Below are 20501 nucleotides of genomic sequence, written 5' to 3' on the forward strand. Positions count from 1 at the left end.
TGATTATTTTGAGTTTTTAAATTCGATGCTAACGGTGCGGTCTTTGATCTTGAAAATACCACCTGATACTGCACTTAACATATCCAGTACATCGGAAAGAGAAGAATTCCGTTGTATTTTTCCGGTAAATAATTTATCCGGCACAGGACTTTGGTAATCAAGCTGTACATTGTAAAACCGGGAGAGATTGGTAAGTATGTCTGTCATATTCTGATTGGAAAAAGAAAAGATAGATGAAGTCCATTCTTTGCTAACGCTTTGATCTTCCTGTTTCGCCTCCAGTCTGCCCAGTTCATTAATGACAGCCTGTCCGGGAAGGACAATTTCAGACTGTACAGGTGTATTTAAGGCAATTTTACCTTCATACAGATGGGTTATACTGGCTTCGTCATGATAGGCTTTGACATTAAATTTAGTACCTAGTACCCGTATTGTCTGATTGTCTGAAATGACTTCAAAAGGAACTTTTTCGTTTTTGGCAACTTCAAAATAGGCTTCACCGATCAGTTTCACTGTTCGGGTCTGTTCGTTGAATGCCGGCATAATAGTCAGTTTGGATCCTGCATTCAGCCATATTTTGGTACCATCATTCAGTACAAATTTATAGAGTTGGCCTTTTGCTGTCGATAGCGTCAGCAGCTGCTCACTGCGGTTTTTCTGATAAGCACTCAGATTATCGAAGGCTGTGGAATCTAAAAAGGCTTCCATCGTTGAATTGATCTGTTGTTGTTCTCCGTCTGTGTAATTGAGATGTACTCCGGCCTGGATACTGAGATCTGCGGGCTGATCCGGATAGAGACGAAATGCAAGGTATCCCATAATTAGCAGAGCACTTGCTGCAGCAGCAATTCTGTAATAGAGCACCCGGCGTAATGGCTTTGCAGGCTTGCGTCTGTTTATCGCTTGCAGAATACGGGATTTTATTTCTTCTTCGTTAGTTGCGGCATCAACAACAGCACTTGAATCGTCAAAACTGTTATACCAGTCTGTGATAACAGCACGATCTTCAGGTGTAGAAATTCCCGAATTAACTTTTTGTATAGCGTCTTGTACTTCTTTAGGAATGTGCATAGATGTTTAAGTTGTTCAGTGATATAGTACACGAACTCCTAAACTACGCACGATTTAAATTGAAAAAAATGCAAAAAATATAATTGTTTTTACAACTTTTCGTAATATTTTAAGCACTTTGCTGATTTGATTTTCAACAGTACGGGGAGAGATATCTAATTTGTCTGCGATTTCTTTACTGTTCAGGTGATCCTGTCTGCTATACCTGAAGATGAGCTGTGTTTTCAAAGGTAATTTTTCTACCTCCTGAAAAATTAATTCTTTTACCCATTTGTAGTGCAAAACTTCATCCAGATTATAATCTTCTAACTGATCGAATAATCCATACTCATTTGTGTAAAGATGCTTCTGACTTTTGTTAATATGCTTTATGATTGAAAATTTGGTTGCCTGGAATAAATAGGCTTCAAGATTGCGAATATTCTGAGGTTGTGCATGCGTCCACAGGGATAAAAAAATATCCTGTACCAGATCTTCTGCTATGGCGGGCTCTTTGATACGATTTATACATATTGCATAGACAACCTTCCAGTGCCTGGTATATAATTCAGTAAAGGCAGTATGATCTTTTTCTGCGAGATATAGTAATAATTCGGAATCTGAAATAGATTCGTAAGCCTTCATTCTTCTGACACCCCTTTAACAGCGCTAATATACGAAGATTAAACAGTTATCAGAAAAGGAGCAATGACAACCATTCTATTTGTTACGGGATACTACAGTCAGTTTTGTGGACCAGCTCTCTCCAGGGAGGTTAACAAATCTCTTATACGGGAAGGTTTTATATGTATTTCTATGGAATTATCTGTTTTCCGGCATCCCATTAGTACTAATGTACATCTGTTCCGAAAATAATCATGATGAATGCTGATCTGATCTGTGCAGGCCTACCGATTCAATCCGTTATAAAATGAAGAAAATAACCACTTTTACCTTACCTTTTTGCATACTTTTCGCCGTACTGACAGTCGCTTGTCAATCTGATATTCCGAAGGAAGAATACCGGAAATATAAGGCTACTCATAAGAATATTAAAGCCTATATGAATTTAAGGCTTGGTGAGCATAACTTCTATGGCAAATACCGGATCGTGTATCCGGGCAATGCAATCGATTCGGGCGAAGTAAAAGGCAAGGTTATTAATGATACCTTAATGGGAGACTATCGTTATAAGCAGTACGGATGGAAAGAACATAAGATCAGGCCCTTTATTTTGCTCCAAAAAGGAGATTCACTGATTCAGGGTACAGGAATGGAGTTAATGTATCTGGGTGTTTTTTATTTTGCACCTGCATCTATCAGTTTTGATAGCCCGCGTTTTGTTTTTTATCCGGAGAACTAATTTTGAAAGGGAATTAACAGCAGGGAAGGCGTACGCTAATATGTCCCCCCTGCTGCAGTATATCAGAATTTCAGCCTTTGCGCTAATTCCTCCAAATGCTGATCTGTGAAGTCCAGATGTGTGACAAATCTGACCAGATATTTACCGAACGAAACACAGTGTACATCAAGCTCTTTTAGTTTTGCAACAAAGTCTACCGATTCCATTACTTCAGATAATTCAGCCAGCACAATATTTGTTTCGACAGGATACACATTCTTAACGTACGAATTCTGGGAGAGGATGCGGCCAATTTCTTTCGCTCTGCGGTGATCCTCTTTGAGTAACGCGATGTGATGGTCAAGCGCATAATTACCTGCTGCCGCTAATCCTCCGGCTTGTCTCCAGCCACCTCCCATCACTTTCCGAAAGCGTTTTGCCTTTGCAATTACGGTAGAAGTTCCGATTAACAGAGAGCCTACAGGACAGCCCAGACCCTTGGACAAACAGATTGATATACTGTCAAATACGTGTCCGTAATCCTCAGGCTGCTGATCTGTTTCAACTAACGCATTAAACAACCTGGCTCCGTCCAGATGTAGGATAAGTCCCTTGCGCACACATACTTCTTTTATCTTTTTTATTTCTTCAAAATCATATATGCTTCCACCACCCTTATTAACGGTATTTTCCAAGGATACCAGACTCGTTACCGGCTGATGTACATCGTCTGGATTATTAATGGAATCTTCGACCATTTGTGCGGTGATTCTGCCACGGTCGCCATCCAATGGCCGGACAGAAGCAAATGCGTTCAGGGCTATACCTCCACCTTCATACAGATAAATGTGTGATAACTTGTCACAGATTACCTCATCTCCGGGCTGTGTGTGCACGCGTATAGCCAGCTGATTGGTCATCGTGCCCGTAGGACAGAACAGCGCGGCTTCCATTCCAAACATTGCTGCAACTTTCTTCTCCAGTTGATTTACACCTGGATCCTCTCCATATACATCATCCCCCAGTGCCGCATTTTGCATGGCTTCTTTCATGCCGGATGTGGGCAATGTAAGTGTATCACTTCTTAAGTCTATTCTCATGATTTTATATTCTTTTTATTTTTAAGAACCATTGCGCGTTGCATAAAACTTTGCTCTGCTATTCGTTGTTCGGTTTCCTGTATGGCCTGCAGTAAATTGTTTTGATTATTGGTGATTTCGGTCAGAACAGTAATCATAATATCCCATACAGGCTCCATTTTTGTAATCAGATCCGTACCTTTTGCCGTGAGTTGCAATAGACGTTTGCGTTCGTCGATTTTATCTTTTTTTGAGCGGATTAACTTTTGGTTTTCCAGCTCTTTCAGCAGATTAATAGTCGAAGGGTGGGTGTATCCTATTTCGCTGGCTATCTCTACAACACTTAATGTGCCTTTGTGAAACAAAGTATACATGACAGGGAACCATTTGGGCTCAAAATCAATATCAAACTCTTTATAAAGCAGAGCTCCTTCTTTGCGTAACTGTTCACTCAGGCGCTGCAGTCGCGTTGATAAAGCTAATATTCCCAGGCTGTCTATTATGTTCATTGCATCTTTTTTTTATGTCAGTGTATTAGCGTAATATTTATTATATACAAAACTACGTAGTTGAATACATATATTCAAATTTTTTTTCAATTTTACTATTTTAACCATCAAGACTGCTTTTTAAATATACTTTGACAACTAATAGCTTAGAAGAGATTACAAAGGTATAGCTGTTACCTGATGGCTATCTCTAAACTGCTGATATCTTTCTAACGAGTATTCAGGACAAGCGCCTTCGTGTGAAGTAATAAATGCGCCTAAAGATACAGCCTGATGCATGATTTCGTGTGGAGAAGTTCCCTGTTCCAGTCTTTTGGATAAAAAACCTGCTAAAAAGGAATCCCCGCTTCCTACCGTGTCTTTTACTTCTACAGTCACAGTCGGATATAAATAAAAATCACCTTTACAGGCATATAATGCTCCTTTACTTCCTTTAGAGACAATAATCTCATTCATGCCGAATGTATCCTGAAGATAACTGATACTATCTTTTTCATCTTCGTAGGTTTTTCCCAGAAAATCCAGCATCATACGTAGTTCAGCCTTGTTGAATTTGGCCAGCTGCGTTTTATGTAATAACTCTTTAATGAGTCTTACATCATAATATGGGGGGCGCAGGTTGATGTCAAATACATTGTAATTGCTTGCTTCCAGCAATTCAAATAAGGTGTTTCTGGATTGTTCCTGACGGGCAGCCAGAGTGCCGAATACAAATGCATCTGTCTGAGCAAGCAAGTGTTTGTCTGAAGCTCTTGTGCTGATAAAATCCCAGGCAACGTTCTGTACAATGTCATAATGCGCTTCATTATTTTCATCTAATGAAGCAATCACTGTACTGGTAGGGTGAATATGACTGACCTGAATACCATCAGTACGCATATTCCAGTTGTTGAGTTGCTCTATGATCTCCGTACCCAGATTATCTTCTCCGATACTGCTAATCATGCTGGCGTCAACTCCCATTTTAAAAAGATGATAAGCCACATTAAAAGGTGCTCCTCCGATCCTTCGCTGGCCTCCCGGAAAGATATCCCATAAAACCTCTCCAAAGCAAGCTATTCTTATTTTATTATCCATCATTGTTATTTGTAGTATGTAGTATAACATGCAGCGCAAAGTCGGTCTGTATTGTTGCGTCTGTTATGCCGATGATATCTCATCAGTTTCTATATGTCTGTTTATTGTTTTTCTAATTTACATAATTTACGATACGCTCACCTTATTAAGTGTTGCATATTCTCAGAAAGAATAGACCTGCACTGAAAATTGTAGTAAGGCACGGTTGTCTACCGGATTCCACATTCCCCACAAACCCAGCGGAAACTGATAGTTTCCGATTTTAAAAGGTTTGGAAAGCATAAGGCTCAATTCATTGAAGCCTGCTTTTCGGGAGAAGAAGTTATTTTTTTCTCCGGAAGTATGCAGAGCAAAGCTGTAACCAAGTCTGGCACGCAATTCCAGATCATCTTTTTTGAAGACAGGATATTCTCCGGAAACAAAACTGGAATATTTATTGGCAGTATTGCCGCTGTTCCGATCACGGCCAAAGACGACAGTATTCCAGCTCAATACCAAAGGAATACGATCACTGATTGTATAATAGGATCGAAAATCCCAAAACCGTCCGGTTTCATCAGCCGTATAATTAAAGAATTCGTCATTATTATAAGTAGCTTCCGGAGAGAAGTTATAAATGTCCCATAACTCTACCGTGAGGTGCTTGTTCTTATAGCCGATATAATTATTAAATTCTTTGTAGGATCCGTCAGCATCACCTCCGGCCCAGAATCCTCCATAAAAATTCTTATAATCTACATGAATATCTCCTGTATATACCAGACCTGTGGCCACCTCTATTCCCCGCCAGAGGTGACTGTTTCGCAATTGTAAAGCAGAATGTATTTCCTGTCCGTACAGGCACATGTTTCCAAAGATCATTGAAAACAATATCAATAATTTATATCTGACCATTTTGAATGGGTTGTTAAGAATATATGGCGTTAAAGCGTCAGCTGTGGTTTATAAATATCAGTTTACAATATCTTTGGGTCTGATTCGTGAACCGAATAAGGCATATGAAAGCATGAGCAGTTCACAGATAACCGTGAGTGACCATGTCCACCTCCAGGATCCGAGAATATCCGCCAGTCCTCCCTGAACCAACGTAAATACGGCACCGCCAAATACGGCTGAGATAAATACACCGGAAGCTTTAGAAGTGTACTTGTTAAGTCCTTTGATGGATAATGAAAAGATACAGCTCCACATCGTAGAGTGCAGCAGTCCGATCGCAACCAAAAACCAGAGATTTTGTGTAATCATAGCAATAATGGCCAGTATGGTCGCTGATATTGTGGTGACTGTCAACTGTGTCTTTGCTGATATTTTACTGAAAAAACTCGATATCGCTCTTCCGACCAGAAAGCCTCCCCAGTATAAGGTAGAGAGTAAGGCATGTATTCCCAGATCAACTCCTCCGATAATAATATCTGTCTTACCAAAAAAACTCATCGGATGTCCGGATTCCATAAGTTCAAAGGCATGTAAATTGATATTCGCACCTATGGCAACTTCTGTACCTACATAAAAAAAGATCGCCATGACGCCTAATGCAAAGTGCCGGAATGACCAGATACTTCTTTCCAGTTTTTCACCGGATGCCGCACGTGTATTGGCAATATCCGGAAGGTGCAGTTGACGGGTGATGAGGGTGACGACTATCACACAGGCTATCAGCGCCAGCAGTGGCATAAGCAATTGTCTGATCTCGATATTGGCAATAGAGATTCCACTAAACATCACTACGGTTACAAAGAACGGAGCAGAAGTAGTTCCGATGGAATTGATCGCTGTAGTAATATTGAGTCTTTGCACCGCCTGAGTACCCGGCAATTCATAAGACGCTACGTAGGGATTGACCACTACCTGTATCACTGCGGCAGAAGTTCCCATCAGATAGGAGCCGATAATAAATATTATAAATCCATAAGGGAGCGCTGCATCTGCAAAATGCAAGGCAAGATGCGGATATTGATAGCCAAACCAGGAAGAGCATAAGTACATCAGCAGTCCCGAAATCATAAATAGCAGTCCGCGCAGCAATGTATTTTTGTAACCTGCGGCGTTGACCCATTTACTCGCCAGAGTACCATTGAGCAGATATCCTAAAAAGAAGAAGAATGAAATTAAAGTAGTAAAGGTATTTTTCAGACTACCCGCTTCTGCCAGAAAAGTAAATTTTAGTGGGGCCTGCAATTGTTCATTTACCGTAGTCAGAAAGCCTACTATAAAATATATAAAGGTTACAATGGCAAAGGGCAGTATGCCATTCCGAAGTTTTGTTTCCATAATTTTTTTAATGATTTATATTGGTTAGAATATTAGTCCAAAATAGATTGTAATCCCCCCTTAGCACATTTTATACATTGTAATACTTTCTTCAAACCTTTTTCCCGGATACTGTGCGCAAATCCTGTATACAGCCCGACGAAAGATGCTACCGCTGTGAGATCTGTACTGCGGAATGCGGATAACCGGAGAAAATCAACAGGATTATTGCTTTTTGTGCTTTCCCGATCTTCGGCAGTTAACCAGGGTTCGGCTATTTCAAACTGCTGCTGCTTGTCATCAGTCTGATATTTGAGATAATGTCTGTAAGAGGCTATTAAAAAAGCAACGCGACTCAATTCCTGATTATCTTTGATCATTTTGAGGAGATTAGGCATGATATATACAGGAAATTTGGAAATCCCGTCAAAACATAGTCTGCTGATCTGATCACTAACTGCAGGGTTGGCAAATCGTTCTATCAGTGTTTGTTTGTATTCTTTCAGATCAATACCTGTAGGAGGAGGTACATGAGGCGTGATATCTGTATCCATAAAATCACAGACAAATTTTACCATCTCTTTGTCCTGCATAGCTTCATCCACTTTACGATATCCGATCAGAAAAGAAGGGTAGGAGAGTAAGGTATGAGAGGCATTCAGTAAGCTCAGTTTCATGTTTTCATAGGCTGTTACATCATCTGTAAATTCTACTCCTACACGTTCCCAGGCTGGTCTGCCGGCAATAAAATTATCTTCGATTACCCATTGGATAAAATCTTCGCAGTATACAGGAGCTTTATCATAGATACCACTTTGGTTATTCAGTCGTGTTATATCCTGTGCTGTTGTAGCCGGGGTAATCCGGTCAACCATACTATTGGGAAAACTCACATTTGTTTCCATCCATTCTGCCAGTTCCGGATCCTGAGCCGCAATGAACGTGCAAAATGCACGCTTCGCTGTATTTCCGTTGTGTTGCAGATTATCACAGGAAAGAATGGTTATACCACCGCTACCACTTGCCTTGCGCTGACGCAGACCTTCTGCTATATAACCAAAAACTGTGGTTGGATTTGCCGGATGTATCAGGTCATCTTTTATCCACTCATTGTCCAGCATAAATTCATTTGTGACTTTATCCAGATTATAACCTCCTTCTGTAATCGTAAGGGTGATGATACGGATAGCGCTGTCAGCAATCTTGTGCAGCAGCTCCTGCTGATCTTCCACTGCCCATAGCAATTCAGAAAGAGAGCCTATACGGTAGATATCATGCTCACCTTCTCTTCCGCAAACCGTCAGGGTGTAATCTAACTGTTGTGAACGCAGGTTTTGTACGAGTTTCTCATCCCCCGGAAGCAGACAGGCACCGCAGATTCCCCATTGCTTTTGATCTTCGTCATGGAGTAATTGGTCGGTATAGAATGCCTGATGAGCCCTGTGAAAGTTGCCCACTCCAATATGCAGAATTCCTGACTGTATCGTATTACGGTCATAATTATATGTATGTACCTTCATATTACATTATTTTTGGTTTAAATAAAATGCGAATTGGTTAATCAAATTTATAGGAATTGGATTCTTGGAATAGCATGTGTGTCAGTAAATTATCTCTGGGATCGTTCCCAAAGTTGTGGGAACGATCCCATGAATGCATGTTTTTCTTAACTTTGGAAAAATACAGTATGTTATGAAGCGTGTCACCATTAAAGATCTGTCTAAATACTTGTCTTTGTCTACCTCTACGATATCCAGAGCATTGGTAAACGATAAAAATATCCATCCCGAAACCAAACAAAAGGTCTTGGAGATGGCAGAAAAAATGGGTTATAAACCGAATCCTACTGCATTGAATCTTAAGTACGGGCAATCCAAAAGCATTGGTTTCGTTGTTCCGGAAATGACGACTCCTTTTTCTGCGAAAGTGTTGAAAGGCATCCAAAGTATTTTGTATCCCTTAGGATATAGAATAATCATTATGCAGTCGGATGAAAATCCGGAGATCGAACGCAAAAACCTGTTGATGCTGGAAGAGTTTAATGTGGATGGTATCATTATCAACCTATGTCATGAAACATATAATATGGATCTGTATCAGCAGATCATGGGCAGAGGAACAGCTCTCGTATTTTTTGACCGGATACCTGCCAAATCATTGGAAGCTTCCAAGGTAATGGTCAACGATCATATCAAAGCCTCTCTTATGGTCGAGCACCTCATTGCTACAGGACGCAGAAGAATTGTACATATCAAGGGACCTTCTTCCATTCGCAATGCTACCGAAAGAGCATTGGGCTATGAACGGATCTTGACCAAACATGGTATTTTTGACCCTGAATTATTAATCAAAACCGATGGTGCAACATTTGAACATGGCAGGAATGTGGCACAGCAACTGCTTAGCAAGAACATTAAATTTGACAGTATTTTTGCTTTTACGGATACCCTGGCTATCGGTGCTATGAACTATCTCCTGGAGCAGGGAATCAATATTCCGCAACAGGTTTCTATTGCCAGTTTTTCAGGAACAGAACTGGCTACTATTGTACATCCGCAATTGAGTAGTGTGGAACAACCGCTGACTAAGATGGGGGAGACTGCTGCTCATATGATGCTGGATAAGATAAAAAATAATACAGGTGAATGCCAGACTGTGGTGATGGATGCCGAATTGATATACAGAGCTTCTACCTTAGGATAAGAAAATTTTACTACAGAAATAACGGATAAATAATATTATACACTAAACCCTGAGCGAATGCAGACAGAAAAAGTTTATGAATTGATGGGCTGTCAAATACCTGTTGTCTTTACGAATCAACTGATCAGTATTAAAGGACCTGCGGATCTAAAAAAATACTTGTCCGAGGATATAGATAACAGATCAGCAGTTCTGGTCCGGCATATTAAGAAGGATTATTTTGATTTCACAAATAAGGAACTTCTTATTACAGATGATTCTATGATTATTGAGATATGGGGACATGTATTTGCAAGTCATATCGCAGGTGCGATCAAAAATCTTGTACAGCTCAGACTGATTGAAGATGTTGCAGACTTTGTCATTAAGAGGGGAGATGTCATAGATTGTGGTGAAAGTGAAGTGGATAGTAACAGAAAGATATGGGATATATTGTCGGGATTCAAAGGAATTATCCTGAGTTTTATGTAGCTGGTCATATTTTACAACAATCTTATTTTTTTCTTTTTAATTTGCTAATATTTTTAGTATTTTTGTTATCCACCCATCTGTCATTTATTTTGGTTAGTGGTTGGTAATAATCGACTAAATTATGGCAACACATCACTCCGTAATAACTGATATTAAAGCAATCATTTCCCGGGCAAAGGATAGTGCAATACGTGCTGTTGACCATCAGCGTACACTTATGTACTGGAATATCGGACAACGTATTTTTGAAGAAGAACAGGATGGTAAAGATCGTGCAGATTATGGAAAATACCTTACTGAATACATAGCCCAGGAACTTGAACCTGAATTCGGGAGTGGATTTTCGAAAAGACAGATTGAGTTGTTCCGGCAGTTTTACAGGGTATTTCCAATTGCGAATACACTGTATTCGCAATTGAGCTGGAGTCAGTACAAGTTAGTTATCCGATTGGATAATACAGATCAGCGGGAGTTTTATATTGCCGAAACCATAAAAAATAACTGGACAGTCCGGCAGTTGGAGAGGCAGATATACAGTAATCTGTATGAGCGGCTGTTGATGAGCAATGACAAAGAGAGCGTACTGGCTGTTGCCAAAAAAGAAAAGCTCCCTTCTGATGCAAGTCAGATTATAAAAGATCCTATGATTCTGGAGTTTCTGGGGCTGAAAAGAGAGAATGCTTATTATGAAAGAGATCTTGAAACAGCTATTCTGACGCATTTGCAGGAATTTTTACTCGAATTGGGAAATGGTTTTTCGTTTGTGGCGAGGCAAAAGCGTATACACATCGAAGGGGATGAATTTTTCCTTGACCTTGTCTTTTACAACAGGCTTTTGCAGTGTTTTGTAATTGTCGAGATTAAAACAACCAAACTTACTCATCAGGATATAGGCCAGTTACAGATGTATGTAAATTACTATGATCGAATTGAAAAACTTGACCACGAAAACCCTACAATAGGTATACTCTTATGTGCCAATAAAAATGACGCCGTTGTCAAATTTACTTTACCTGAAGGACAAAAGCAGATCATAGCCAGTCAGTATAACCTTTATTTACCTACGGCCCAGCAATTACTAGACGAAATGAATAAAGAATTGGAGAGTTTTAAAGGGAAAGCTGATGGTGACTAAGGAATGCTGTTATGTATGAAGATAGCTATAGTTCTGATACGCGATTACTAGCTGAAACCAGTGATTTTGAACAGATAATAGCCTGATCAGATGATATTGCGTATGATAAGTTGTATTTTTAGATAAAAGAGATCGTAATAAAAGAAAATATACAACAGATTTCAGACGTTTATAAATAAAATAACAGACATGACGAATGAAGAACTGACAGCCCTTGAAAAGGCGTCTAATAACGGTGATGATAAGTTGATCAGCGATCTGCTCACTCTACTGGACGGAAAGAAAAATTTTGATGATTATAAACTCAAATCCTCTGTCAGACAGTTCATTCAAAAGGAAAATTATCAGATCCTGAATGCGCTGATTGATAAAGGACTAATTGAAACCGATCTTTATGAGTACGATCGTTTCAGTGGCAGTGTGATAGAATTGCTGATCCATCCCGGCATCACGGATCAACAGGCTTTATCTGCCTATCTGGACTGGCTGCCACAGTTATTCAATAAAATAGATGATATAGATGAAGAAGTCAGCGGAGTAACATTGCTTCAGTATGCATTGGGTATCGGAGCTCTTCTTGGATCCTTACAAATACTTGTAGCATGTGGAGCAGATATTCATCAGAAAGATAAATACGACCAGTCTCTATTGTATCATGCCTGCAATGTATCGCCTGTGAATGTTAAAAATGCGTCTGAGATCGTGGGCTGGCTGCTTGAAAATGGAGTAGAAGTGGATGCTGCAAATGTAGAAAACAGAACGCCTTTATGCCGGGCAGTTTCTACAGGAAATATTTCCCTTCTTAGTTTGTTGCTTGAAAATGGTGCAGACCCCTCTGTACAGGATTGGAAAGGTGAAAATGCATTTTATCATGCTACGGTACATCTGCATAATAAAGATATGGTAAAGCTACTGTTGCAATACCAGACTCCTGACTGGCATATGTTGACTAAACAAAATGAAAATCTCCTGAATGCATTTCTTCGGGCTATGCTGAATGGGAATGAAGATGATTTGGAGATACTTGAATTGTTCTTTGAAAATGGTGCAGATCCCGAGATGACAAGTCAGTACTATAGCGCAGAAAAATCCGGCCTGGACTGGATTGCCGAAAAACCCTTTGAAGTAATGGAGCGTTTGCTGGAAAAAGGTTATTTCCGGACAGACTATCAGGATAATGAGGGAAATACACTCCTTCATAAAGTTTGCAGCTTCAATGTGAATTATGAGGAAAAGGCAGCTAAGGATCTTTACCGTAAGGTCAAACTCTTGCTGAAAGCAGGTACAGATCCGAACATCGAGAATACAGCAGATAAAAAAGCGGTAGATTATGCGATGGAAGACAATCTTAAAACCAAAACGGTAGAACTTTTATTAAATCAGTAGAAATAAATCAATGTCACAATCATTTATAAAAGCCTGTGAAGACGGCAAACGCAAGATCGCCGAGATATTATTGGAAAAACAACAGGTGGATGTCCGATACACGGACGAAATGGGACGTACGGCACTGCATTATGCTGCCCATCGGGGGTATCTTGACCTGGTAAAACAATTGATCAGTGCCGGGGCAGATATCAGCTATGAGGAACATAATGGAGAAACTCCCCTTTTCTTCGCTATCCTTCAAAAGCAAAAGCAGACCGCCTTATATCTGATCGAACAGGGAGCTAATCTGCAGATCAACGATTTTCAAGGTAACAGCTTGCTTCACGTCGCCGCAAGTAGCGGACAGCAGGAGATTGCAGAAAAACTTCTGCATGAAGGTCTGGATGTCAACGCACTCAATAATCAGGCAGAAACACCGTTATTGCTGGCAGTACAAGGTAAATTTCCGCCCGTTGTACAGGTATTGCTTCATAACGGAGCAAATGTAGACCTGACTGATAGAAATGGAAATACAGCACTCAATACAGCTGTAAGCAATAGTTCTGTTCCTATTGTAAATATGCTTCTGGATAATGGAGCCACAGTTAATTTGCTGAATGATCAGAGTGAAAGTCCTTTGCTTATTGCGACTAAACTAGGTAACCGCATTATTGCGCAGAAGCTGGTGGAGACCGGAGCTGATATTTTTACGGAATCCGCAGATGGTGTATCACCTGTCTGGTATGTATGTGGCAGTAACCAGAAAGAACTTTTATCGCTCTTTATTTCCAAAGGACTATCTCCGGACTATGCAAGGCCGGTAGACTCGTTTGACGGAAAAGACGGACAGTATATTCAAAAGCTTATAGCACGTACGGGGACTCGTACATTTATTCTGGGATATGAACCTCATTATGCAGGAGAAACATTATTGCAGACGGCTACAAAGTCAGGCTACCTGTCTTTGATGAAAGTATTAATCGACAGTGGTGCGCAGATAGATAAGCAGGATGCCTCCGGTAATACAGCGCTGCACTATGCAGCATCCTATGGTAAGAAAGATGCTGTGCGGTTTTTGCTTGCTAATGGCAGTTCTCCTGATATTACAAACGTATTGGAGCAAAAAGCCATAGATTATTCTAATATCCAGGGTTTTAATGAAATTACAGCCTTACTGATTGAATATGGTGCAACACCTGATCCAGTTGTATCAGGTTCAGTTTCTCCGGTTAAAGAGGTATCAATAGAGGAAAAACCGCCAATGGATATGGCACAGAAAAAACAAGCGCTGTTCGATCTGAAGGATTTGCTGGATGCTGGAATTATTTCCAAAGAAGAGTTTGAACAGGAAAAAAGTAAAATTCTACAGGCTTAACAAATAATCCGGATCCTGAAAGGAAAAGAAGATCACCAAATACAATAATAGACATGATGAGATACGGGCATATTTTGATTTACATACTTCTGTTTTGCGGAACAGCTCAGGCACAAAACAAACGTCCTGTACTGGATATCATGCTGACTAATTATGCTTATCCTTATGAGGTACACTATCTGAATTTTCAGAGTCAGGGGCAGGAGATCCGCATGGCCTATATGGATGTTCAGCCTTCACAATCAAATGGTAAAACGGTCATGCTTCTGCATGGTAAGAACTTTAACGGAGCGTATTGGAAAACTACAGTTGAATCACTGGTAAAGGAAGGATACCGTGTTATTGTGCCGGATCAGATCGGATTTGGAAAGTCCTCTAAGCCGGTAGGTTATCAGTTTACGTTTCAGCAACTGGCCTGCAATACAAAACTATTGCTTGAAGAGTTAAAAGTGAACCGGATTTATTTGTTAGGACACTCTATGGGCGGCATGCTGGCTACAAGGTTTGCCTTGATGTATCCGGATATGGTCGGGAAACTAATTCTTGAAAATCCGATCGGACTGGAAGACTGGAAATTAGTAGCACCCTATACTACGATTGATGAAAATTATCAGAATGAATTGAAAGCTGACTATGAAACAACCCGAAACTATCAGTCAGGCTTTTATTATGATAATAAATGGAAAACCGAATATGACGAATGGGTGTATTTGCTGACAGGATGGACCAAATCTCCGGATTATCCTATAGTCGCTATGAATAATGCACAGACGTCGGATATGATATTTACGCAGCCGGTAGTCTATGAATTCAGTAACATTAAGACACCAACCTTACTGATTATCGGTACAAGAGACCGAACTGCCATCGGTAAAAATAAAGTGAAGGATTCAGCAGTAAGAGAAAAAATGGGGCTTTATCAGTTTTTGGGTAAAGAGACACAGCAGAAAATTAAAAGATCACAATTGGTTGAACTGGATAATGTAGGTCATTTGCCACATATTGAAGTATTTGACCGTTTTATAAAACCATTGAAAGCTTTTTTGGCTAACCAGACCGGCAATTAGTCTGCTACGAATATTGAACCTGCACGGTAACAAGTTCTTTTTTTAATAAGCAGTTAATTATGAGATTAAAACAATACACCTGGAATATCAGTATCAACCTCTCTGCCCTTTGGGCATCTCTCCTTGAAAAGGAGAGAAAATATTCTGGTTTAACCATTGCGTCAGTTGGTGTCCTCACCAACTGTCTAACACATTAAGTCTTATACACTTTTTTCTGGCGCAAGCATGTTGCTTGTGCCTGTATCAGAATAAAAAGTGTACCTGAAATATCAGTATCAAACTCTCTGCCCTGCGGGTATCTCTACTTGAAAAGGAGAGAATTGATCTGATTTAACTGTTGGAATTTGTCTGGCGCAAGAGTGTTGCTTGTGTCTCTATCTGAATAAAAAGCGTATTTTGAATATCAGTATAACCTCTCTGCCCTTTGGGCATCTCTCCTTGAAAAGGAGAGAATTGATCTGATTTAACCGTTGGAATTTGTCTGGTGCAAGCGTGTTGCTTATGCCTTTAAAAAAGTTGCCGGTGAGGACACCGCCAAACGCTCTTTACGCGCCTGTTAATGTATTCAATAATAGCTAATCTTTATCTGGCGCAAGCATGTTGCTTGTACCTTTTCAAAAATGAATTTAAATAGAAAATGTAAAGTTTGTTTGACATTATGAGAAGTTTACTTACCTTTGTTTTATAAACTTTAGAATTATGAAAGCTATTTCATCTCCCGGACTTTTTACTTTTCAGAAGTATATCGGTATCGTGGTCACTGTTATTGGTGCATTAATCTTTATATTTGACAGGAGACCGGAAGCAAGTGCGCCGCTTATGATCGGATTATTCACGCTTTATATTTCAAAAAGCAGGGTAGAAGATGAGCGATCGTCAAGTCTGAAAACTTCTTCTCTCTACATTGCGTTTATACTTGCATATACGCTCAAACTGATAAGTTCCAATTTGTTTTCGCATGGTATAGCGGGCATACAAATTATGGAAGTAGATCACTTTATTATTTTAACATTTGGTATAGCCCTGATCACTTATTATATCAGGCTGTATTTCGGGAAATAAAGAACATAAATGACCAACACGCTAAAGGTAGAAAGAGCAAGACGGAATATGACACAGGCTGAGTTAGCAACACTGGTGGAAGTATCACGTCAGACTATAAATTCCATTGAGATCGGTAAATATGTTCCCTCAACATTACTGGCGCTGAAGATTGCGGCAGTTTTTGAAATTTCGATCGAAAGTCTTTTTAACCTTGAAGAATCGGACTGGAACAGGTAATGAAGCTGTATTCCTGATCAACACGCGGATTAAATTAGTTAAGCAGCTTATGACAAATCACGTAATAATCAATGGCAATCACATCCACGATATCAGTTCTTTTTATGAAGAGATCAATCGTGTTTTTATGGCTGAAGAAGATTGGAAAATAGGCTGCAGTCTGGATGCTTTTAATGATCTGCTGTATGGCGGATTTGGCATTCTGAATAAAACAGAGCAGCCGGTACTGATCTGGACGGCCATTGAAAAAAGTAAGGAAGCTCTCGGATACGATGCGACCAAAGCATATTATCAGCAAAAGATAGATGCCGGTCCGGTCTTTAATACCAGTTTTTTTGAACACAAACTGACCGAGCTTATGGAAGGGAAAGGGCAGACTTATTTTGATATTGTGATTGAGATTATAGCCGGCCATCCGGAGATTTCTTTGGAATTGCAACCTTAAGCTGTCCCGAAGAGTTGTGAAATAATTTATTAAGTTAGAGCATGGAGGAATTATTGATTTCCATTTCACGATTAAATCCTGTTGTACAGTTTCTGATCTTTCTGGGACAAAATATTCTTGTTTTTTTGTTCGGGCTTTTCTTTGGTTATTATCTGTTGCGAAATAGTGTTGCATATACCAAGCAGATTTCAAGACGGGATAAAGCTATTGCAGCCGGTACTGTTGCGATCAATGCTGTTGTGACTTTCGCGGGATTTATATTGTGGGAAAGGGGCTGGATTGACATAGTCTTCGGATGGTCTTATTATGCCATCACAGATTTACTGATTCTGTTTTTTGCAATGGATCTCCTTATGTATATTTTTCATCTGGCTATACATTATTCCTTTATGTATAAGTACATTCATACATTGCATCATGAATCGGTTGATCCCACCCCTATAGATCTCTTTGTGCTTCATCCATTAGAGACAGTGGCATTCGGAGGTATGTGGCTGCTCTTGCTTCTGTCGGGAACGTTTAATATCTGGGCAATCTGTATATATCTGATTCTTAATGTCATTTTTGGTATTATAGGACATTTGGGTAGCAATAGTGATACATACGTGCCTGCTAAAGGTGTAATGAATTATCTGGGTACAGCACACTTTCATCATGCACACCATCGGGATGTCCACTGTAATTTTGGTTTTTACACCAGTATCTGGGACAGGCTTTTCGGCACTTACGCAGTGAACAAAAAAGAGAAATAAAATTTACAGGTATGGACTATCCGAAAGGTTTCGGTTTAGGTCATACGTTACATAGAAATCAGGAAAAAGATCGAAGAAAGAATTTTCGGGCTGTAACATGATCTGTTGTCTAAAGTTGAATATTCGGAACGTCTCCGACCTCAAACTCCCAGGTATACTCGTAGTGAGGCAGATCTGAATTTATCTCAGGAAAAGAGAGGTGTTTGATCTCTTTTGCATTTCCATAATCCTTGCCTTCCAGAAGATATATCCCAAGATTTTTGTTTATTTCTTTTACTATTCCGGGAGTGATAGCTTTATTTATTTGTCCGTCAGGAATGACTTTTACATGAATCTGCTGTTTACCGGAATCTTTCAGGTAAGCTGTAAGTTCATAAGGTGCAGGAATACCATCACCATTGTGAGATTGTGCCAGCAGAGAATCATTCACAAATATTTCATAATTGATATTTCTGATATCATGATTCAGAAAGTACGTTTTGGTAACCTTGGTTGGCTCCTCTACAACTTTTGTTTCGTTGCTAACTGTGTTTTTACCGATATCGCGACAGCCTGTTGAAAACAGGAAGCTACCGATTATACACAAAATAAATTTACTCATAGTTTTTCCTTCTCTGGCAGATAACATATAACGTACAGGTAGGTATATCTATACATACGCCAATTACAATCCTCTAATTTACATAAATTCTGTGAAAGGCATACCAGTTATGTCATGCTTTTAGCTACTGTTTGACTAAGATATAAAGTATACACTTAAAAAGACAATGCTGAAATAGATCCATAACAGACAGAATAGAATATGGATAGCTGTTTCAAATTTCTTGCCTCTCCACAACTCTGTTGAATATCCTAAAAACTGAACGATTAGCCTGATGAACCAGAATATTCCGAGACCCAGACATATCTTTTTTCCCAAAGGAGTATGGATTAGTTCATAAGAGGAGGTATAGCAAAGTAAGCCCATAAGGAAAACGCTAATTCCAATAAACAGCGTATGAATGGACATCATCTGTCTGTTAATAAGATTTAATGATTTAAGCTCCTGCTTCCAATTGAAATATTTTGGGAATATGATATGGATTCCAGCCAGAACGATCAGTAGTATACCTATGATTTTAAGCTGTAATTCCATTTTTTTCTAATATAAATGTACTGACAAACGGGGTTACTTTAATTTCCTCTTTTAGCCGAAAACCGGCTTCCCGAAAGATATGTATCCAATTTTTTTTGCCGTAAAAATGCAGAAAGCCAATTGTATAAGCCAAAAAATTAGGTATATCCCGCAAATGTTCTGTTATCATGATTTGTCCGCCTGATTTTGTAATTCTGTTCAACTCCCGGAAAAATGAGATCCGCTCATCTTCTTGTCTGATTTCATGTACTGAAAATATAGCCAGACACAGGTCGAATGTATTATCCTCAAAGGGCAGCCGTGTTGTCTGTACGCAAACAGCATCTTTTGCCGGATATATTTTTCGGGCTCTTTTTATCGAAATTTCTGTATGTTTTTGCGGATCATAGAAGTCGCATATTGTGAGATGAATGTCCGGGGAAATACTTTTTAGGATAATACTTGTTTCATCAAATCCGGCATTGATATTCAGGACTTGTTTATGATCTGTATTCCCCAACCATTTCAACTTATAAAGGTCTGATAGATCATAAATATAACAGGATACTATCAGAGAACTGATAATACTTATCCCTGCGATAATAGTAACTGTAATAAGGATGAATTGAAAATCATGCGGAAGATAGGGATAAAGGAATAGCGAAACAATTAAAATCAGAGCAGCAATGACATAAAAATGCCAGTTAAACCGGATAATATTCCATACTCCTGTAAAAGATTTTCGCTTTATTGCCATGTCTCTGTTCTTCCTTTCTTCCAGTAATAGGGCACATTTTTTATTTCAAAAGCACTGGATAAAATTGGTGAATCTAAATTTAAATGTTTAAAAAAATCAAAATGGTAAGTGCATATCTGTATCGGTGAGGGTTTCCAGTTTTGCCTGACACCTTCTATGATCAGCACCTTTTTGTTGGTCACATTGTATGTGAATGTAAAGGGCAGAGGACCTGCAAATTTACGTGCATCTTTCCAATCTGAAAATACCGATCCTTTGGGGATCTGTACATCCTCTTTTGAGCGGATAATCTGAATTTCGAATCCGGATTTTTTCGAACTTACAGAGCTGAAATCATCAGTATTTACCTGTGAAATATCCGTAGTAGAGTAATTGTAATGGGTGAAAATATTGCCCAGGTATTCCATTTTCTTTTTATCCGTTTCAGATTTCAAAATATAGAGACCCCTGTATTTTTTTCCATTCGCATTGCTGTAGCGGACAAATATCCGGTAACCGATCAGAAAAAAATCGTGTCCCATAAATGAGGGAAATCCTTTGGGCCGAAGGGAAGAGGTCCGCACCAGTGCTACAGCTATAAAGGCCCATTTATCTTCAAAAAGATCTAATTCAAGACAATCGGGAATGAATTTCTGAAGCTGTTGTCTTGGTAAAGCAAAAGTGAGAACAACCGAACTGTCAAAAAATGCTTCAACGGCAAAGGGATGATTTTTTAAAAATTCCATA

The 20501-nt window shown here is 39.4% G+C and carries 23 protein-coding genes; 11 read left to right on the forward strand and 12 right to left on the reverse strand.

Going from position 1 to position 20501, the window contains the following annotated elements:
* Positions 1 to 3: 3 nt before the first annotated feature.
* Positions 4 to 1071, reverse strand: a complete 1068-nt coding sequence (locus tag HMPREF0766_RS05575; protein WP_002994499.1) for a FecR family protein — start codon at positions 1069 to 1071, stop codon at positions 4 to 6.
* Positions 1072 to 1125: 54 nt separating this feature from the next.
* Entirely contained in the window at positions 1126 to 1695 is a 570-nt protein-coding gene (locus tag HMPREF0766_RS05580; RefSeq protein ID WP_002994500.1) for an RNA polymerase sigma factor, read from the reverse strand.
* A gap of 286 nt (positions 1696 to 1981) precedes the next feature.
* On the opposite strand from HMPREF0766_RS05580, the gene HMPREF0766_RS05585 reads away from it, so the two are divergent.
* Positions 1982 to 2413 carry a hypothetical protein gene (locus tag HMPREF0766_RS05585; protein ID WP_002994501.1) on the forward strand — a complete coding sequence of 144 codons (432 nt, stop codon included), beginning with the start codon at positions 1982 to 1984 and terminating at the stop codon, positions 2411 to 2413.
* A 62-nt stretch (positions 2414 to 2475) separates the two neighbouring features.
* On the opposite strand, the gene HMPREF0766_RS05590 is transcribed toward HMPREF0766_RS05585, so the two are convergent.
* The 6 genes from HMPREF0766_RS05590 to HMPREF0766_RS05615 form a co-directional block, all read right to left on the reverse strand.
* Positions 2476 to 3492 (reverse strand): threonine aldolase family protein, encoded by a 1017-nt coding sequence (locus HMPREF0766_RS05590; protein ID WP_002994502.1) that lies wholly within the window; start codon positions 3490 to 3492, stop codon positions 2476 to 2478.
* Positions 3489 to 3980 carry a MarR family winged helix-turn-helix transcriptional regulator gene (locus HMPREF0766_RS05595; RefSeq protein ID WP_002994503.1) on the reverse strand — a complete coding sequence of 164 codons (492 nt, stop codon included), beginning with the start codon at positions 3978 to 3980 and terminating at the stop codon, positions 3489 to 3491. The genes HMPREF0766_RS05590 and HMPREF0766_RS05595 overlap by 4 nt, the downstream gene beginning before the upstream one ends.
* Before the next feature lie 156 nt (positions 3981 to 4136).
* Positions 4137 to 5057: a carbohydrate kinase family protein gene (locus tag HMPREF0766_RS05600; RefSeq protein ID WP_236590532.1), complete on the reverse strand. Its 921-nt coding sequence runs from the start codon at positions 5055 to 5057 to the stop codon at positions 4137 to 4139.
* Between the two features lie 162 nt (positions 5058 to 5219).
* Entirely contained in the window at positions 5220 to 5951 is a 732-nt protein-coding gene (locus tag HMPREF0766_RS05605) for a hypothetical protein (RefSeq protein WP_002994506.1), read from the reverse strand.
* Between the two features lie 57 nt (positions 5952 to 6008).
* Positions 6009 to 7328 (reverse strand): MFS transporter, encoded by a 1320-nt coding sequence (locus HMPREF0766_RS05610; RefSeq protein ID WP_002994507.1) that lies wholly within the window; start codon positions 7326 to 7328, stop codon positions 6009 to 6011.
* Between the two features lie 32 nt (positions 7329 to 7360).
* The gene (locus HMPREF0766_RS05615) at positions 7361 to 8827 is read right to left on the reverse strand and encodes a mannitol dehydrogenase family protein (RefSeq protein ID WP_002994508.1); all 1467 of its coding nucleotides are present in this window, start codon (positions 8825 to 8827) and stop codon (positions 7361 to 7363) included.
* A 172-nt stretch (positions 8828 to 8999) separates the two neighbouring features.
* Between HMPREF0766_RS05615 and HMPREF0766_RS05620 the strand changes: the two genes are divergently transcribed.
* The 10 genes from HMPREF0766_RS05620 (at position 9000) to HMPREF0766_RS05665 (ending at position 17904) form a co-directional block, all read left to right on the forward strand.
* On the forward strand, positions 9000 to 10010 hold the full coding sequence (locus tag HMPREF0766_RS05620) for a LacI family DNA-binding transcriptional regulator (RefSeq protein ID WP_172462538.1): 1011 nt from the start codon (positions 9000 to 9002) through the stop codon (positions 10008 to 10010).
* A gap of 57 nt (positions 10011 to 10067) precedes the next feature.
* Positions 10068 to 10481, forward strand: a complete 414-nt coding sequence (locus HMPREF0766_RS05625; RefSeq protein ID WP_002994510.1) for a hypothetical protein — start codon at positions 10068 to 10070, stop codon at positions 10479 to 10481.
* A 121-nt stretch (positions 10482 to 10602) separates the two neighbouring features.
* Entirely contained in the window at positions 10603 to 11616 is a 1014-nt protein-coding gene (locus tag HMPREF0766_RS05630) for a PDDEXK nuclease domain-containing protein (RefSeq protein WP_002994511.1), read from the forward strand.
* Positions 11617 to 11805: 189 nt separating this feature from the next.
* The gene (locus tag HMPREF0766_RS05635) at positions 11806 to 13002 is read left to right on the forward strand and encodes an ankyrin repeat domain-containing protein (RefSeq protein WP_002994512.1); all 1197 of its coding nucleotides are present in this window, start codon (positions 11806 to 11808) and stop codon (positions 13000 to 13002) included.
* Between the two features lie 10 nt (positions 13003 to 13012).
* Positions 13013 to 14359, forward strand: coding sequence for an ankyrin repeat domain-containing protein (locus tag HMPREF0766_RS05640; protein ID WP_002994514.1), 1347 nt, complete (start codon positions 13013 to 13015; stop codon positions 14357 to 14359).
* Positions 14360 to 14412: 53 nt separating this feature from the next.
* Entirely contained in the window at positions 14413 to 15426 is a 1014-nt protein-coding gene (locus tag HMPREF0766_RS05645; RefSeq protein ID WP_002994515.1) for an alpha/beta fold hydrolase, read from the forward strand.
* Positions 15427 to 16125: 699 nt separating this feature from the next.
* Positions 16126 to 16488 (forward strand): hypothetical protein, encoded by a 363-nt coding sequence (locus tag HMPREF0766_RS05650; protein ID WP_002994516.1) that lies wholly within the window; start codon positions 16126 to 16128, stop codon positions 16486 to 16488.
* A 9-nt stretch (positions 16489 to 16497) separates the two neighbouring features.
* On the forward strand, positions 16498 to 16707 hold the full coding sequence (locus HMPREF0766_RS05655; protein WP_002994517.1) for a helix-turn-helix transcriptional regulator: 210 nt from the start codon (positions 16498 to 16500) through the stop codon (positions 16705 to 16707).
* Between the two features lie 49 nt (positions 16708 to 16756).
* Positions 16757 to 17152 (forward strand): barstar family protein, encoded by a 396-nt coding sequence (locus HMPREF0766_RS05660; protein ID WP_002994518.1) that lies wholly within the window; start codon positions 16757 to 16759, stop codon positions 17150 to 17152.
* A 41-nt stretch (positions 17153 to 17193) separates the two neighbouring features.
* Positions 17194 to 17904 carry a sterol desaturase family protein gene (locus HMPREF0766_RS05665; RefSeq protein WP_002994519.1) on the forward strand — a complete coding sequence of 237 codons (711 nt, stop codon included), beginning with the start codon at positions 17194 to 17196 and terminating at the stop codon, positions 17902 to 17904.
* A gap of 109 nt (positions 17905 to 18013) precedes the next feature.
* On the opposite strand, the gene HMPREF0766_RS05670 is transcribed toward HMPREF0766_RS05665, so the two are convergent.
* The 4 genes from HMPREF0766_RS05670 to HMPREF0766_RS05685 all read right to left on the reverse strand — a co-directional run bounded on the left by HMPREF0766_RS05670 (position 18014) and on the right by HMPREF0766_RS05685 (position 20500).
* Complete coding sequence (locus HMPREF0766_RS05670; protein WP_236590530.1) at positions 18014 to 18505, reverse strand: hypothetical protein; 492 nt, start codon at positions 18503 to 18505, stop codon at positions 18014 to 18016.
* 135 nt (positions 18506 to 18640) lie between these two features.
* Complete coding sequence (locus HMPREF0766_RS05675) at positions 18641 to 19039, reverse strand: hypothetical protein (protein WP_002994521.1); 399 nt, start codon at positions 19037 to 19039, stop codon at positions 18641 to 18643.
* Positions 19023 to 19775, reverse strand: coding sequence for a class I SAM-dependent methyltransferase (locus HMPREF0766_RS05680; protein ID WP_002994522.1), 753 nt, complete (start codon positions 19773 to 19775; stop codon positions 19023 to 19025). Before HMPREF0766_RS05680 ends, HMPREF0766_RS05675 begins: the two co-directional genes overlap by 17 nt.
* A complete protein-coding gene (locus HMPREF0766_RS05685) occupies positions 19766 to 20500 on the reverse strand; it encodes a DUF2071 domain-containing protein (protein WP_002994524.1) in 735 nt (244 codons plus the stop codon). Before HMPREF0766_RS05685 ends, HMPREF0766_RS05680 begins: the two co-directional genes overlap by 10 nt.
* Position 20501: the final 1 nt, after the last annotated feature.

The sequence above is a fragment of the Sphingobacterium spiritivorum ATCC 33861 genome, assembly GCF_000143765.1.
In the GTDB taxonomy this organism is placed as follows: Bacteria; Bacteroidota; Bacteroidia; order Sphingobacteriales; family Sphingobacteriaceae; genus Sphingobacterium; species Sphingobacterium spiritivorum.

Excerpts from the sequence above, each read along its gene's own strand:
- HMPREF0766_RS05670 (WP_236590530.1), bottom strand. The coding sequence starts at position 18,505 with ATGAGTAAATTTATTTTGTGTATAATCGGTAGCTTCCTGTTTTCAACA.
- HMPREF0766_RS05660 (WP_002994518.1), top strand. The coding sequence starts at position 16,757 with ATGACAAATCACGTAATAATCAATGGCAATCACATCCACGATATCAGT.
- HMPREF0766_RS05620 (WP_172462538.1), top strand. The coding sequence starts at position 9,000 with ATGAAGCGTGTCACCATTAAAGATCTGTCTAAATACTTGTCTTTGTCT.
- HMPREF0766_RS05680 (WP_002994522.1), bottom strand. The coding sequence starts at position 19,775 with ATGGCAATAAAGCGAAAATCTTTTACAGGAGTATGGAATATTATCCGG.
- HMPREF0766_RS05615 (WP_002994508.1), bottom strand. The coding sequence starts at position 8,827 with ATGAAGGTACATACATATAATTATGACCGTAATACGATACAGTCAGGA.
- HMPREF0766_RS05575 (WP_002994499.1), bottom strand. The coding sequence starts at position 1,071 with ATGCACATTCCTAAAGAAGTACAAGACGCTATACAAAAAGTTAATTCG.
- HMPREF0766_RS05585 (WP_002994501.1), top strand. The coding sequence starts at position 1,982 with ATGAAGAAAATAACCACTTTTACCTTACCTTTTTGCATACTTTTCGCC.
- HMPREF0766_RS05600 (WP_236590532.1), bottom strand. The coding sequence starts at position 5,057 with ATGGATAATAAAATAAGAATAGCTTGCTTTGGAGAGGTTTTATGGGAT.
- HMPREF0766_RS05605 (WP_002994506.1), bottom strand. The coding sequence starts at position 5,951 with ATGGTCAGATATAAATTATTGATATTGTTTTCAATGATCTTTGGAAAC.
- HMPREF0766_RS05665 (WP_002994519.1), top strand. The coding sequence starts at position 17,194 with ATGGAGGAATTATTGATTTCCATTTCACGATTAAATCCTGTTGTACAG.
- HMPREF0766_RS05625 (WP_002994510.1), top strand. The coding sequence starts at position 10,068 with ATGCAGACAGAAAAAGTTTATGAATTGATGGGCTGTCAAATACCTGTT.
- HMPREF0766_RS05590 (WP_002994502.1), bottom strand. The coding sequence starts at position 3,492 with ATGAGAATAGACTTAAGAAGTGATACACTTACATTGCCCACATCCGGC.
- HMPREF0766_RS05580 (WP_002994500.1), bottom strand. The coding sequence starts at position 1,695 with ATGAAGGCTTACGAATCTATTTCAGATTCCGAATTATTACTATATCTC.
- HMPREF0766_RS05685 (WP_002994524.1), bottom strand. The coding sequence starts at position 20,500 with ATGGAATTTTTAAAAAATCATCCCTTTGCCGTTGAAGCATTTTTTGAC.
- HMPREF0766_RS05595 (WP_002994503.1), bottom strand. The coding sequence starts at position 3,980 with ATGAACATAATAGACAGCCTGGGAATATTAGCTTTATCAACGCGACTG.
- HMPREF0766_RS05645 (WP_002994515.1), top strand. The coding sequence starts at position 14,413 with ATGATGAGATACGGGCATATTTTGATTTACATACTTCTGTTTTGCGGA.
- HMPREF0766_RS05610 (WP_002994507.1), bottom strand. The coding sequence starts at position 7,328 with ATGGAAACAAAACTTCGGAATGGCATACTGCCCTTTGCCATTGTAACC.
- HMPREF0766_RS05640 (WP_002994514.1), top strand. The coding sequence starts at position 13,013 with ATGTCACAATCATTTATAAAAGCCTGTGAAGACGGCAAACGCAAGATC.
- HMPREF0766_RS05650 (WP_002994516.1), top strand. The coding sequence starts at position 16,126 with ATGAAAGCTATTTCATCTCCCGGACTTTTTACTTTTCAGAAGTATATC.
- HMPREF0766_RS05655 (WP_002994517.1), top strand. The coding sequence starts at position 16,498 with ATGACCAACACGCTAAAGGTAGAAAGAGCAAGACGGAATATGACACAG.
- HMPREF0766_RS05630 (WP_002994511.1), top strand. The coding sequence starts at position 10,603 with ATGGCAACACATCACTCCGTAATAACTGATATTAAAGCAATCATTTCC.
- HMPREF0766_RS05635 (WP_002994512.1), top strand. The coding sequence starts at position 11,806 with ATGACGAATGAAGAACTGACAGCCCTTGAAAAGGCGTCTAATAACGGT.
- HMPREF0766_RS05675 (WP_002994521.1), bottom strand. The coding sequence starts at position 19,039 with ATGGAATTACAGCTTAAAATCATAGGTATACTACTGATCGTTCTGGCT.